The sequence below is a fragment of the Nocardiopsis sp. N85 genome (assembly GCF_028882275.1).
Lineage (GTDB): Bacteria > Actinomycetota > Actinomycetes > Streptosporangiales > Streptosporangiaceae > Nocardiopsis > Nocardiopsis lambiniae.
In genome coordinates this window covers 35878-49744 of sequence record NZ_JARBUT010000017.1, presented here as the reverse complement: position 1 = coordinate 49744, position 13867 = coordinate 35878, and the positions used below count along the sequence as shown (strand labels likewise).

General features: G+C 69.8%; 15 protein-coding genes and 1 tRNA gene. 5 read left to right on the top strand and 11 right to left on the bottom strand.

Annotated elements, in window-relative coordinates; translation table 11 throughout:
• The first annotated feature begins 496 nt into the window (after positions 1-496).
• Positions 497-670 carry a hypothetical protein gene (locus tag PWG71_RS21360; RefSeq protein WP_274811705.1) on the top strand — a complete coding sequence of 58 codons (174 nt, stop codon included), beginning with the start codon at positions 497-499 and terminating at the stop codon, positions 668-670.
• 126 nt (positions 671-796) lie between these two features.
• Complete coding sequence (locus PWG71_RS21355; RefSeq protein WP_274811704.1) at positions 797-1561, top strand: transposase family protein; 765 nt, start codon at positions 797-799, stop codon at positions 1559-1561.
• 148 nt (positions 1562-1709) lie between these two features.
• Here the strand turns inward: PWG71_RS21355 and PWG71_RS21350 are convergent, their stop codons facing one another.
• From PWG71_RS21350 to PWG71_RS21330, 6 genes are all read right to left on the bottom strand, one after another.
• Positions 1710-2063, bottom strand: coding sequence for a hypothetical protein (locus PWG71_RS21350; RefSeq protein WP_274811703.1), 354 nt, complete (start codon positions 2061-2063; stop codon positions 1710-1712).
• Positions 2060-2530: a hypothetical protein gene (locus PWG71_RS21345; RefSeq protein ID WP_274811702.1), complete on the bottom strand. Its 471-nt coding sequence runs from the start codon at positions 2528-2530 to the stop codon at positions 2060-2062. The genes PWG71_RS21350 and PWG71_RS21345 overlap by 4 nt, the downstream gene beginning before the upstream one ends.
• 905 nt (positions 2531-3435) lie before the next feature.
• A tRNA-Ser gene (locus PWG71_RS21340) sits at positions 3436-3524 on the bottom strand.
• A gap of 75 nt (positions 3525-3599) precedes the next feature.
• Complete coding sequence (locus tag PWG71_RS28850; protein ID WP_446725073.1) at positions 3600-3905, bottom strand: MmyB family transcriptional regulator; 306 nt, start codon at positions 3903-3905, stop codon at positions 3600-3602.
• Between the two features lie 8 nt (positions 3906-3913).
• A complete protein-coding gene (locus PWG71_RS21335) occupies positions 3914-4432 on the bottom strand; it encodes a SigE family RNA polymerase sigma factor (RefSeq protein ID WP_274811701.1) in 519 nt (172 codons plus the stop codon).
• Between the two features lie 163 nt (positions 4433-4595).
• Positions 4596-4718: a hypothetical protein gene (locus tag PWG71_RS21330; RefSeq protein ID WP_274811700.1), complete on the bottom strand. Its 123-nt coding sequence runs from the start codon at positions 4716-4718 to the stop codon at positions 4596-4598.
• A gap of 334 nt (positions 4719-5052) precedes the next feature.
• On the opposite strand from PWG71_RS21330, the gene PWG71_RS21325 reads away from it, so the two are divergent.
• Together PWG71_RS21325 and PWG71_RS21320 are read left to right on the top strand one after the other, a co-directional pair.
• Entirely contained in the window at positions 5053-6024 is a 972-nt protein-coding gene (locus PWG71_RS21325) for a hypothetical protein (protein WP_274811699.1), read from the top strand.
• A gap of 1 nt (position 6025) precedes the next feature.
• Positions 6026-7021 (top strand): MauE/DoxX family redox-associated membrane protein, encoded by a 996-nt coding sequence (locus PWG71_RS21320; protein ID WP_274811698.1) that lies wholly within the window; start codon positions 6026-6028, stop codon positions 7019-7021.
• Positions 7022-7040: 19 nt separating this feature from the next.
• Here PWG71_RS21320 and PWG71_RS21315 read toward each other — a convergent pair whose 3' ends face one another.
• Positions 7041-7808: a hypothetical protein gene (locus PWG71_RS21315; protein WP_274811697.1), complete on the bottom strand. Its 768-nt coding sequence runs from the start codon at positions 7806-7808 to the stop codon at positions 7041-7043.
• A 108-nt stretch (positions 7809-7916) separates the two neighbouring features.
• Here PWG71_RS21315 and hisC point away from each other — a divergent pair, with 108 nt between their 5' ends.
• Positions 7917-8999, top strand: a complete 1083-nt coding sequence (hisC, locus tag PWG71_RS21310; protein ID WP_274811696.1) for a histidinol-phosphate transaminase — start codon at positions 7917-7919, stop codon at positions 8997-8999.
• 82 nt (positions 9000-9081) lie between these two features.
• Here hisC and PWG71_RS21305 read toward each other — a convergent pair whose 3' ends face one another.
• The 4 genes from PWG71_RS21305 to PWG71_RS21290 form a co-directional block, all read right to left on the bottom strand.
• The gene (locus PWG71_RS21305; protein WP_274811695.1) at positions 9082-9564 is read right to left on the bottom strand and encodes a hypothetical protein; all 483 of its coding nucleotides are present in this window, start codon (positions 9562-9564) and stop codon (positions 9082-9084) included.
• Between the two features lie 162 nt (positions 9565-9726).
• Positions 9727-10992 (bottom strand): transcriptional regulator, encoded by a 1266-nt coding sequence (locus PWG71_RS21300; protein WP_073380156.1) that lies wholly within the window; start codon positions 10990-10992, stop codon positions 9727-9729.
• A gap of 251 nt (positions 10993-11243) precedes the next feature.
• Entirely contained in the window at positions 11244-12539 is a 1296-nt protein-coding gene (gene murA / locus PWG71_RS21295; protein ID WP_274811694.1) for a UDP-N-acetylglucosamine 1-carboxyvinyltransferase, read from the bottom strand.
• 384 nt (positions 12540-12923) lie between these two features.
• Positions 12924-13829, bottom strand: coding sequence for a phosphoribosylaminoimidazolesuccinocarboxamide synthase (locus PWG71_RS21290; protein WP_274811693.1), 906 nt, complete (start codon positions 13827-13829; stop codon positions 12924-12926).
• Between the last annotated feature and the right edge of the window lie 38 nt (positions 13830-13867).

Sequence of the window (13867 nt, the reverse complement as noted above, 5' to 3'; positions counted from 1 at the left end):
CCACTGGGACCGGCACTTGTGCCGTCTCTGACGGTCGGTCACACGCAGTCAGCGGCCCGGACGGGCGAGCCTGAGCGGGCCGCTGCTGCTTGCTCGCCCGGTGCCGCGATGGGTACCGGGTTCGGGGTCTTCATCACACCTGGAACAAGACACACCGGGCCTTCCTGACCGCCGATCCACCAACCGGCCGAGGTAATCCGGTCGGCGGGAGCGACGATTCCGCCCGACAGGGGCCGACCAGTGGGGACGATTGCCGCGTGAGGGGCCGGACGGTGATGATCCGGGCGAGCTGATCGGGTTGACCGTCAACGAGATCCGCCGTCTGCACGCCCACTACCACCGGCCCGATCATGCCTGTTCGCATAGGGTTCGTTGGTCGTGGTGGAGACGCCGCCACCAGGCCCCGGCCCGCCGCTGCCACTACCAACGGCAGAGACGCCTCATCGATCACTGAGTAAATTCAACAGCGAAACCTGAGCAGAGAAGGACGGATTCCATGCGAATAGCTGTAGAAGGCATCGACGGCATAGGCAAGAGCACCGCCCTCTCCTACTTGCGGGACCGGCTCGCCACCGATCGAAGCCTGCTCACCACCACGATGGCTCCGATCACACTCGAACTGATGAAGAGATTCGGTCGTGACGTGTACGGTGCCGAGCAGGCATACTGAGCCTTTTTCATCCTGAAGGTGCAGGTCACAGCCCTGTGCCGGTCTCCCCGCGCCTCTTCCGAACAGCAGGAAGCCCCTGGTAGGTGGGTTAACAACCACGAAAACCTGCCACACCAAGGGCGCTGCATGCTGTTCTACCGTTCCGCGCTGCCGTTGTCACGCCGCACCCTCAACCTGATCGCCCGCACCATCCGCGCCCACCGCGCCACGACCGGGTCCCGATGGCGGCGCCTGGACCCGGCCACCCAGGCCCTGCTCGTCCTGGTCCACCGGCACAAAGGAGAGACGTTCACACAGGTCGCGGCCGGGTTCGGCGTCGGCACCACGACCGCCTGGAGATACGTGCGCGAGACCACGGCCCTGCTCGCCGCCCAGGCGCCCACCCTGGAACAAGGGCTGCGCCGGGCCCGCCGCAAGGGCCGGGGGTACGTGATCGTGGACGGCACGTTGATCGCCTGCGACCGGGTGGCGGCCGACCGGCCCTTCCACTCCGGCAAGCACGAGCACCACGGCATGAACATCCAGGTCGTCGCAGCCCCGGACGGCGAACCCCTCTGGACGTCGTGGTCGCTGCCCGGAGCGGTGCACGACACCAGGGCCGCCCGGGTCTGGAAGATCGCCGAGCGCATCGAGGGCGCAGGCCTGCTCGGGCTGGGCGACAAGGGACACGTGGGGCTCTCGGACGTGGTGTTCTGCCCGTTCAAAGGGCGCGGCAAGCCGCAGTGGAAGAAGGACGCCAACGCCGCCCACGCCAGGCTCCGCTCACCGGGCGAACGCGCGATCGCCCGGCTCAAACAGTGGGACATCCTGCGCCGCCTGCGCTGCTGCCCGCAGCGGGCCGGCCAGATCACCCGCGCTGTTCTGGTCCTTCAGCTCCGAGAAGCAGGATGAAAAGGCTCAATGAGCTTTCTTGAAGGCTCAGGGCACAGCCCCGCACCGGCCTCCCGAAACCCCTCGGGGACAGCAAGAAGCCCGTCGCAGAGGAGTTAACGACCGAGAAAACCCGGCACCAGAGCATCACGGCCCGGGCGAACCGGCGTCACCGGTCAGTGTCCTTGGGGTGGCGGGGTGAGGCGTAGACGAGCCAGAGGGTGCGGTCGTCGTCAATGGCGTAGCGGACGCGGCCGCCGCTGGTGACCTCGTACTCCCACTGTTCGAGATCGGCACCGTTGTGGCGGTGAGTTCCGAGGTCGCCGCGGAGGCGGTGCTGCCGGTCTGGACGGGCACGTGAGCGGGGTCCGGTGCGTAGGTCCTCGAAGCAGCGTCGGGTGTTGGCCAGGGCCAGACGGCACAACCCTTCCCAGCCGCGTACCGCGTCGGTGGTCGCGAAGCGGATCTCCCAGAGGCCGTCAGGGGCGGGAACGGTGACGCGGTCGCCACGCTTAGGGCTCACGCGACGACGTCCACGGTGCCGAAGTCTCCGTCGGTGGGACGCTTCGCCTCTCGGTAGGCGTCGGGGTCGGCCTTGATGCGGGCGGTGGCGCGCCAGCCGGCAACGACTTCTTCGGCGTTGCCGTCCGTGCCGAGTTCGGCGGCGTCGGACAGGGCCCCGACGAGTTCGACGGTGAACTCGCGGACCTCCTCCTCGGTGAGATGGCGGACCCAGGGGAAGACCTCGGGCATGGCCAGGAGCAGGGTGCGGGCTGTGGGGTCCTGCCGCATGAGGGCGAGGAAGAGCCGAGAGGCAGTCGTCAGCGACTGGTCGCGGCTGTCGGCCTTGTCAGCGGAGGTGAGGTAGAAGTCCGCCGAGTCGCGGTGGGTGACGCGGACCCGGCCGAGCCGTGCGGCCCGCGCCGCCACGTCCTTGGGGTGGCGGGAAAGGTCGGAGAAGGAAACGGTGTCCGGGTCGGTGACGGGCATACTGAAAAGATAGTTCAGAACGTGTTCTGATTCCAGGGGGGTGGGGTTCTGAAAGTGGCGCCTTGACGGGATCGGCCTGCACTCGCGCGCTGCATGACCCGCACGGGAGCGGTTCTGATCTGCGCGCTGGCGGCTGGTGCGGGTGAGTGACCAGATCATCGAGGTAAGCCGGAACCTCTTGCCGAGTGGCTGTCCCGATTCTGGAACGGATCAATGGCCGTGCAGCCGGGAAGAGTGTGGGCCGCGGAGCAGGCAAGGCTGTTCCTCGCCTTAGCCGAGGAGGAGAGGCTCTTCGCTCTGTACGGGCTCGCCATGCTGCGAGCTCCCCGCCGCGGTGAGCTCATCGGTCTGAGCCGGGCGGACGTCGATCTGGACAACGCCTCCACCCTGATCCGCGAGACCTACGACGGTGAGCCGAAGACGGAGGCCCGGGCATCGCCACATCGACCTCGACGCGGGCACCGTGAAGGCACCGCGCGAGTGGCGTGCTCGCCAGCACCGGCAGTGAGACACCGTCGGGCGTCGTGGAAGGAACGCGGCCTGGTGTTCATCACGGAGCTGGGAGAGAGCCTCTGCCACCGGGGAGCGTCACGCGGTGGACGGTCGATCCGGTGCGTCGATCCGGCCTTCCATCGGTCACCCTGCACGGCCTCGGGCACGAGTCCGTCACCCTGGGACGGGCGGCGGGGGTGAGCATCGAGGTCATCAGCAGGACGCTGGGTCACGCGAAGCCGAGCTTCACCAGTGATGTCCACGGAAGTGTGCTGCCGGCTATGGAGCGTGAGGCCGCCGAGGCGACGGGCCGGTGCCTCGACGGTGGTGCCGAGCGGGGCCGACGTGCGTGCTGAACACCGCATAAAAAGACCTGGGGTCTTCCAGCATGTGGAAAACCCCAGGTCGGAGCGCGGAGGATCGGGGATTTGAACCCCGGATGGGCGTAAACCCAAACCGCATTAGCAGTGCGGCGCCATAGACCTGACTAGGCGAATCCTCCTGGCTGCCCCAAGGGTACAGACACGTGGGCCCGCTGTGCAAAACGAATCCCGCCGATCGGTTCCCGGGGTGGTCCTCAGGCTCCCGCGAGGCGGAGCCGGCGGCTCGTCGCGGGTGGGTCCGCGGCTGCGCACAGCGTCCACAACGCCGGCTCGGACGGGCTTCCCGGCCCGGCGCCGTAGGTGATGATCCGCTGCCCCGGGCCTCCCGGTATGTCCAACGTCTCGAAATCCTTCTCCATCCGGCCCACCGTCGGGTGATCCATCCGTTTCACCCCGGACGTGCGGTGGCTTCCCCGTGCGGGCCGACGAATCCCATCGAGGACGACCTGTCGGTGTCGGTCAGTCGGTGAGCCGGACCCGTCGGAGAAACCACCGCACACCCTTCCGGTCAGCCGGTGGTGCGTTCGATGATGAGGTCGGCGTCCCGGCGCAATCGGTCGACGGCCCGGGAGAGCGTGCTCTTGACCGTGCCGAGGGTGACGCCCATCCGTTCGGCGATCTGGGCCTCGGTGAGGTCCTCGTAGTAGCGCAGGATCACCGTCGTGCGCTGGCGGTCGGGCAGTTTGTCGATGGACCGGCGCACCACGTCCGCGAGGTCGCTGCGCCAGGTGGGGTCGTCGACCCGCTGCTCGGGGATCTCGTCGGTGGGGTACACGTCCAGGTGGTTGCGACGCCATTCGGAGATCCGGGCGTTGACCATGGCCCGGCGCACGTACCCGTCGCGGGCGCGCGGATCGACGATGCGGTCCCATGACAGGAACGTCTTGACCAGCGCGGCCTGGAGCAGGTCCTCGGCGTCGTTGTGGCTACCGGTGATGGACCTGGCCATGCGTAGCAGTGCGGGTCCGCGTTCGGCGACGTAGCGGCTGAACTCCTCGTACCGGGGTGTCTGCTTGGTGCCGGCCACACGCGTTCACCGCCCTTCACCGTGTGCGCCCTGGAAAGGCCTGTGGCCTCAACTCTCACACAGCGCACGCAAACTCCCGGGAACCTACGGCCCACGCGCCGACAAACGGCGCGGCGGGGAGGCTCCCGTCCTCCCCGCCGCGCCCGGCGGCGGGCCGCTACCGCTACGACAGGCCCAGGAACGCGAGGCCGTCGCCGAGGGCGGGCTGCTCGGCGGTCACCGCGAAGGGTCGGTCCGCGGCTCCGGTGATGGGGGCGAACTCGGTGGCGCCGGCCGGGGAGGGCACCCCGACCAGGACCAGGAGCAGGGGAACGGCGACGGTGGCGAGGGTGCGGAGGCCCTTGTCCGCCTTTCGTGCTCTTTCCTGATTTTCTGGGGTCTATCGGCAACCGTGTGGCCACAGGCCGCACTCGGAAGATCGCATGACGTGCCGGTCCCGGGGCGGTTGACATGGAGTTCTTCTTTGGTTGCACAAGGTGCCTGTTTTGTCGCGCTTGGCAATATTCGGGACATGCCATCCACATGAACCGCCGAGCTTCGGCGTGTGGTCCGCAGGTCGGGCCCGCAATCGGGAGAATGGGCACAGAGGACGAGTCGGGCGACAGGGGGACGCGAGCGACATGTCACTGATCACTGACAAAGAACGCGATCGCGCGCGGTTCACCGCCGCGCTGTTGGGTCCCGAGAGCACACCCGCGCCCACACCGCTCAACGGTCGGGTCGCCCGCGGTGTCGTCGTCGACGTCACCTCCTACATGCTCTGCGTGGCCACACCGCGCGGGGAGGAGCGCTTCCTCTACGAACGCGCCACCTCCTTCTGGCGCGGAGGCGAGGTCCCGGTCGGCGAACTGCGCCCCGGCGATGACGTCGTGGTGCTCTGCTCCCACGATGGACGCCTGGTGGCCGAACGCGTCTGGGCGCAGGCCGCCCGTGCCACCGGGGTCATCACCGCCCGCGACGACGACACCCTGGAGGTCGACCCCGGTCACGGTCGTCCCCGGCTCACCGTCGTCCTCCCCTATCGCACCTCGGGCCGCATCACCGTGCGCCATCCGCGCCTGGAACCCGGGTACCTGTTCGACGCCGTCGGCATCTGGCGCGAGGGCGCGGTGTGGGCGGTGCGCCCGGCCACCACCCAGCCGCCCTACCCGCGCTCCGCCACCCCGCGACGCCCGCCCGCGACACGGCGCTCCGCCACCCTGAGCGGTATCGCCACCTGGTACGACCCCGCCTCGGGGCGCGCCGCCCACCTGGATCCGCGCGCCCACATCGAAGGGCTGGCCTACCCCGCGCTCGACCGGGCCGGCCACTCCCGCGACTGCGACCGGCGCACTTCCTGCGTGCCCCTGCCGCTGCTGTCCACCGGTGCCACACTGAGCCTGCGCAACGACTGCGTGCACAGGTCCGCGGTCCTGCCCGTCGTCGACTGCGCCGCCGCGGACGGCTGGATGTGCGACCTGTGCCCGAGCTGTGGCGGCCAGGGGGCCGGGCGCCTGGCCTCCCTCACCATGACCTCCTTCGTCGCCCTCGGCGGGCGGCTGGAGGACGGCTGCTTCAACGCGACCGTGACGGTCCACAACGGAGAGGTGTGACATGCCGTCGGAGATCCTTGAAGCGCTCCGCGAGGTCCAGCTGCCGCTCTTGGCGGTGCTGCTCCTGTTCGGCGCCCTCGCCAAGTTCACCTCCCGCGAAGCGTCCTCGGGGTTGTCGGTCCTGGTCCCCGAACGACTGCGCCGCACGTCCGCGCTCGGCACGGGGCTGGTGGAGACGGCCCTGGCCGCCGGCCTGATCCTGCTCTCCGGGGCGCTCGGCGACGCGGCCAGACTGCTCACCGCCCTGGTGTTCGCCGCGTCCATCGTCGTCCTGCTGCTGGTCCGCCGTCGCGACCCGGAAGCGGGTTGCGGCTGCTTCGGCGGACTCAGTCGCGCGCCGATCGGGTGGCGCACCCTCGCCAGGGCCGGACTGCTGTCCGTCGCGGCGCTGTTCACCCTGGGGGTGGAACCGAACGCCTGGCGGGTCGTCCTCGACATCGGCCCGGCGCACGTCGCCGTCCTGGGCGTCGAGCTGCTCCTGCTGGCCCTGCTCAGCCCCGAGCCGCGCGAGATGGCCCGGCGCCTGCGCCACCGTGAACCCTGCGAGCTGCGCGAGGTCTCCGAACGCTCCGTCCTGCGCAGGCTCCGCCGCAGCGACATGTGGCGTACCAACGCACCGCTCCTGCTCGACACCGAACCCATGGACACCTGGCGGCACGGCTGCCGACGGTTCCTGCGCTACGACGGGCTGCGCCACGGACGGCGCGTCGACGTGGTCTACGCCGTGCGCGTCGACGGACCTCGGCGCACCGCCGTGCGCTCGGTCGTGCTCGATCGGGAGAACGGTCGCGTCATCGCCTCCTTCGGCGCGATCTCCATGCGGGAGCTCCAGGGGCCGCCGCGTCGTCTGCCCGGGCCGCGTCAGGCGGCGCGCCTGGACGCCGAACGCCGTGACGAGGCCCGGGCGGCCGCGAGCCTCGACGAGGCGAGGGAACATCCCCTGGGGCGTTCCGGCACCTGGCCCAGCGAGGACCTGGAGGCGGAGGTCACCGGGTGACCGCTCGTGGGCCCCGGTCTCAGCCGAGTTTCTCGTTCTGGCGTTCCACGGAGGCACGGGTGAACCCCACCAACATCTCCTCGTAGTCGTCGATGCCGCCGGGGCCCATGATCGACGTGGTGCCGACCAGCCCGCCGTTGCGGTACATGACGCTGTACATGTGGTTGCGATCGTCACCGGTCTCCACGTCCACGGCGAAGGCGCGCGACTCGTCGCCCAGCTCCGGCAGCTCCGTCAGGTCGCGCACCCCGTAAGCGGAGGAGGTGCCGTCCTCGTAGGTGGCGGTGTAGGTGTCGCAATCGGAGGGCGGCCGGGAGGCCAGGGCGGCGGCCGCGCCCTCGTCGTCCAACCGGACCAGGAGATGGGTCAGGGAACCCTGATCCCACTGGTACGAGGTCAGGGACGCGGGCGCGGCCTTCACGGACTCGGTGTCCGCCCACCGGTTGGCGGCGTCCAGACAGGCGGGCTTGTCGAGTTCGGTGGAGGCCCGCACCTGCTCGCTGTACCGCACGGTGACCAGTTCGGAGTAGACGCCGGCCTCGCTGCCCTCGGGCATGAGTTCGGCGCCCTCGAACGTGATGAGCTGTGCCTCGTGCAGCAGCGCGACGTCCTCGGCGTCCCCGCCGGTGTCCTCCTCGGCCTGGCCGCCGCAGGCGCTCAGCGCGAGGACGAGAGGCAGGCCCAGAGAAAGGGCCCATGATCGGACGGCCTTGCGACCGCCGCCGTCATAGCGGCTCTGACCAGGGACGACCCGGGCTGTTGTGGTGGGTTCCGGACGCGAACACATGGTGTTGTCTCCTCGTTTGTGCGATATTTCCGCTGGGAGCGGTGACCGACCCGGACGCGAGATCGCTGAGCGTGTCGCGGGGTTAGCACAAAGTATTGAGGAAGGACAATGGTGTCGGAGTCGAAATCGCCATATCTGCGGTCGGTGCTGGAGAGCATCCCCGCCTACAAGCCCGGCAAGAAGGTCATCGGGCCCGACGGGCGATCGATCAAGCTGTCCTCGAACGAGAGCCCTTACGGGCCGCTCCCGTCGGTGCGCGAGGCCATCGCCCGCGCCGCCGCCGAACTCCACCGCTACCCGGACCCCGGGGCCACCGAGCTCACCGCGGCCCTCGCCCGCCGGTCGGACGTCCCCGAGGACCACATCGCCCTGGGCGCCGGCTCCGTCGGCCTGCTCCAGCAGCTCCTCGAAGCCGTCGGTGAACCCGGCGCCGAGGTCGTCTACGCCTGGCGTTCCTTCGAGGCCTACCCACTGCTCGCCGAACTCGCCGGGGTCACCTCCGTCCGGGTCCCGCTGCGCGACGAGACCCACGACCTCGACGCCATCCTCGACGCCATCACCGAGAACACCCGCATGGTGCTGGTCTGCAACCCCAACAACCCCACCGGCACCACCGTGCGCGAAGCCGAGCTCACGGCCTTCCTGGACCGGGTCCCCGACCACGTTCTCGTGATCCTCGACGAGGCCTACCGCGAGTACGTGCGCGACCCGCGGGTCCCCGACGGCGTCACCCTGTACCGCGACCGCCCCAACGTCGCCGTGCTGCGCACCTTCTCCAAGGCCTACGGCCTGGCCGCGGTACGCCTGGGCTTCCTCGTCGGTCACCCGCCCGTCGTCGCCGCGGTCCGCAAGACCCTGGTGCCGTTCGCCGTCAACCACCTGGCCCAGGCCGCGGGCATCGCCTCGCTCTCGGCCGAGGACGAACTGCTGGAGCGGGTGGCCGCCACCGTCGCCGAACGCACCCGGGTGCGCGACGCCCTGATCGCCGCCGGGTGGACCGTCCCGCCCACCGAGGCCAACTTCGTGTGGGTGCGTCTGGACGAGGACACCCTCGACTTCGCCGCCGAGTGCGCGAAGGTCGGCGTGTCCGTGCGCCCCTTCGACGGCGAGGGTGCCCGCGTCAGCCTGGGCACCCCCGAGGAGAACGACGTGTTCCTGTCGGTCGCCCTGGAGTACGGCAAGCGTCGCTGAGGCCCGCCGGTCCGCGCGGACCGGCGGGACGGGGGCGTCGTCCGGCCTTGGACGGCGCCCTTCCCGCTCTCGGGCGCGACCCTCAGGGGCGGCGGGCCGTCCGCGCCAGGTCGCGGGCCAGGTGGGACCGGCGCGGCCGCCGGGTGCGCAGCAGGCGACCCAGGTCGGCGCGGGTGTCGTGCATCAGTTGCACGTGGAAGTAGTTGACGTGCTCCACGATCGCGAACAGTCCCAGCGCCACGCCCACCGCCGCCCGGGTCCAGTGCCCGCCCTCGACCACGGTGACCGCCACCAGTGCGCCGGTGAGCGCGAACAGCGCGACGTTGATCCACCGCAGTACCCGGAACACCGCCATGCCCGCGGGCGTGCGCCCGCCCCCGGCGGTCTGCCGGAGCTTGAGCCACCAGTAGGCGGACCCCTCCGCCAGCAGCAGCGCGAACACGCCGAACCCGGCGAGGTTGGCGGGGGAGGCCGGGGCGCCGAGCACCCCGAACAGGGCGAACGCGAACAGGGGGATGTTGACGAGTTCCAGTACGGCCAGGGAGAGCAGTCGTCGGCGGATCATCGCAGGATCCTCCCAGAACGGGAGCGTGCCGCGCTTCGGGGGTGCGGGCCGGGGCGCCGTTCGGACGGCGCCCCGTCGTGCCGGTCCTCGGACGCCTTCCCGCACGGGGAACACGCAAGGGGCGCCTCCCGGGGGGAAGGCGCCCCGTGTGCGAAGCCGCGGCTACTTGCCGGCGGCGTCCTTGTCGAGCTTCTCCACGATCAGCCGGTACAGCTGGCGGGGGCGCCCCGGCTGGAGCGTGCGGTTGGGGGGCAGGGGCCAGGCCAGGCCCTCCTCCACGAGGGTGCGCAGCAGTCGACGCGCGGTCCGGGAGGTGACGCCGAGCATGCGACCGGCGTTCTCCGCGTCGACGACGAGGGGACCGTCCTCCTCCGCGATCTTCTCCGAAAGCCGGATCAGGGTCTCACGGCCCTTGGTGCGCAACGGTTCGGAGGATTGCCGTGAGGGCGCGCGCTGGGCGGGGACCAGGGAACGCCCCTCCCGGTCCACCGCGAAGCTCTGACGGGACGCCTGAGCGCGGTTCAGGGCCGCGCGTGCGTGCGCCTCGGCGTCCTGGGTCGTGCGACCCATGCCGATGCCCACTTCGATGGCGATCCCGAGCTCCGCCTTGATGCGTTCCACGAACGGCGGCTGCCGGAACCCCTCGGTCGCCGTCACCAGCGAACCCCGGGTCGCGGTGATCATGAACGAATGGTCGTCCAGCCGGTGCGCCGTGGCGTTGATCCGGTGCGCCTCCTGGAGCAGCAGCCGGTGCAGTGACAGGCGCAGCTCCTCTCGCCAGTACCGGGGGGTCGACCGCCGCGAGGAGTCGCGCAGCGTCGGCACGTCCACCACGACCACACCCAGCTGCGCCTCCTCCAACCGGTGGTGGGCGCCCAACAGACCGGCGGTCTGCAAAGCGCTGCGCACCCCGGCGTTGGTCGGCCGCAACCGGATGACGGGGACACCGATGGCCTCCAGCCGCTCCGCGACGCCGCGCACGCACGTGATGGCCATCTTCGTGGCCTTGCGCCGCCACAACCCCTCGTGGAACGAGGTGAGCTGGGCGGTGTTGGTCAACTCCTCGTGGACGTGGATCCCGTCCACGGGCAGGTCCACCTCGGAATAGGCCTCCACGACGTCGGCGCGACTGAGCACGTCCAGACTGGCTCTGGTCGGGTCGTAGCGCTCGTCCAGGGTGGCGCGCAGTAGGGCTTCGTGCAGGCTGGCACCCCCGAGCGGCACGTAGGTGGCGGGCATCGTCAGCACGCCCGCCTTCCGCGCGAACTCGTAGGGCACCGGGCTGGCGAACAGGTACGCGTCGATCGCCGAACCCAGCCTGACGACCTTGTCCGTCGCCTCTTGCTCATCTCGGTATGCGGCGGCGATGAGTCTGGCGTTGAGGGGTCCTGTGGACCCGGGACCCATGAGCATGACCCGCTCGACCACCTCATGGGGACCTATGACGCCGATCGTCAAATCGCCAGTACGCTGGGCACTCACCTCGGGTTGCTCCCCGCTACCATTCCACGCTCTTCACTATGTGCGCCCACTGGTTTCCCGACCCGATCTCTGTCACGGCATGATTGCCGAGATCGTACCCATTGTGCGGGGCCAAAGAAGATCGTTTTCCATATCAACGCCGAAAGCCCGGGTGGGAGACGGGCTCCCACCCCGGCTTGAACTGCGCTTTCGACCCGCTACGAGGCGACGACGCGCTCCACGTCGGCGCCTAGCGCGGCGAGCCGTGTCGCGAACTGAGCGTGACCGCGGTCCACCAGATAACCAGGCGCCACGATTGTCTCACCTTCGGCGACCAGTCCGGCGAGGACCAGGGCCGCACCGGTGCGCAGATCGTGTGCGATCACCTCGGTACCGCGCAGGTGGGTGGTGCCGTGCACGATGGCACGGGTGCCCTCGACCTCGATCTTCGCGCCCATCTTGTTCAGCTCGTCGGCCAGCGCGAAACGACCGTCGTAGATCGCCTCGTGGATGTAGCTCTCGCCCTCGGCCAAGGTGGCCAGGGCCATCAGCGGCGACTGGAGGTCGGTGGCGAAGCCCGGGAACGGCGAGGTGACGGCGTTGATCGGACGCAGCGGCACCGCGGGGTCGCGGGTCACGTGCAGGACCGCGCCCTCCTGCGAGAACCCCACGCCCATCTGCTCCAGCTTCCAGCGGGCCACGCCCAGGTGGTCCAGGTTGGCGCCGACCAGGCTGACCTCGCCACCGGTGGCCGCGACGGTCATCGCGAACACGCCGGCGTCGATGCGGTCCGACATGATGGTGTGCTCGACGGCGGTGAGCTCCTCGACGCCCTCGACCGTGATGAGGCCGGTGCCGCCACCGCTGATCTTGGCGCCCATGGCGCTCAGGAACGAGATGACGTCCAGGACCTCGGGCTCGAGCGCGGCGTGCTCGATCACCGTGGTGCCGGGGGCCAGGACCGCGGCCATGATGAGGTTCTCGGTGCCGGTGTGGGACGGGGTGTCCAGGTAGAGGCGACCACCGCGGAGGTTGGAGGCCTCGACGTTGATGTGGTTGCGCTCCAGGTCCTCGGTGACCTCGGCGCCCAGGCGCGCGAAGCCCCGGTAGTGGAAGTCCAGGTTGCGGCTGCCCAGGTTGCACCCGCCGACACCCTCGATCCGGGCGCGGCCGGTGCGGTGCATCAGCGCGGGAACGAAGAGCACCGAGCCGCGGAAACGCGCGGCGATGTCGGCGGGGAGAACGGCCCGCTCGGGGTCGTTGAGCCTGGAGGCGTCGATGACGACGGTCCGCTCGGCTTCGTGGAACTCGACCTTGGCACCCACGTGCTCGGCGAGTTCGAGCGATCGGTAGACGTCCTCGATGACGGGGACGTTCCGCAACACCGTGCGTCCCTTGGCCGCGAGGAGAGCGGCCCCGATCATCGGCAGGACGGCGTTCTTCGCGCCTTGGATGAACGCCGTACCGCTGAGGGGGCGTCCGCCGCGGACGCGGTAACGAACCTCCTGGCCCATGCTCATGTGCTCCTTCGTGAGGCAGATGTGAAAATAGGTCACCCTCGTCGGGTTTCGCCTATGTGCGTTTTAGACGCGGGTTTCCCCTGGAACGTTCGACGATCTTGCGTGTGACCTGCACGGCCAGCGAACCGGGTGTTCGGCACGACTCTATAGCACCCTGTGGTCCGTACCGGTCCAGAACGTGGTATACCCCCGGAACAGGGATGGAGTACCGCCAAACGGCCAAAGAGGCATCCGTTTAACGGAAAGTACCGGGGTGGATGTGGGGACGCCGTGCGAGTGGCCGGACACCTCGATATGTCCCGCACAACCCCACCACCATACGCGCTCCGGCGAGCGATTCCGAGATCGCGTGCTCGGAATCACTGCGCCGGACGCGCGTCACAGCTTGGGTTCGGCTCCGGTCAGCCGCGTGTAGATGTCCACGTAGCGGGTCAGCGTGCGTTCCACCACCGGCCCTGGAAGCTCCGGCGGCGGTGCGTCGGCCGCCCGGTCCCACCCCGACCCCGCCGAGGTCAGCCAGTCCCGGACGATCTGCTTGTCGAAGGACGGCTGCGCGCCGCCCGGAGCCCACTCGTCGGCCGGCCAGTACCGGGACGAGTCGGGAGTGAACACCTCGTCGGCCAGGACCAGGGCGCCGTCGGTGTCCCGGCCGAACTCGAACTTGGTGTCCGCCAGCAGGACGCCCCGATCGCGCGCCAGCTCCCGGCCGCGCGTGTACACGCGAAGGGTGAGGTCGCGCAGCGCGCCGGCGAGTTCCGCGCCGTGCCGGTCCACGACCGTCTCGAACGACACGTTCTCGTCGTGCTCGCCCACCTCGGCCTTGGTGGCCGGTGTGAAGATCGGCTCGGGCAGCTCCGAACCGTCCACCAGGCCCTCCGGCAGCGCCACCCCGCACACGGTGCCGTCCACGCGGTACTCGGCCAGGCCGGAACCGGTCAGGTAGCCGCGGGCCACGCACTCCACCGGCACCATGTCCAGCCTGCGGCAGACCAGGGTCCGCCCGGCCCAGTCGGCGGGCGCGCCCGCCGGCGGCACGTCCGAGACCACGTGGTTCGGCACCAGGTCGGCGAGCCGGTCGAACCACCACAGGGACAGCTGCGTCAACAGCCTGCCCTTACCGGGGATCTCGGTGGGCAGCACCCAGTCGAACGCCGAGATCCGGTCGCTGGCCACCATCACCAGTTCACCCGAGGCGGTGGCGTACAGATCGCGCACCTTCCCGGTGTGCAGGTGTGTCAGGCCGTCGACGTGGACCGGCTCGGGCCGGACGACGAAACCGCTCATGGTGGATGCGGTCCTTTCCTTGCTACGGTTCGGCGCTC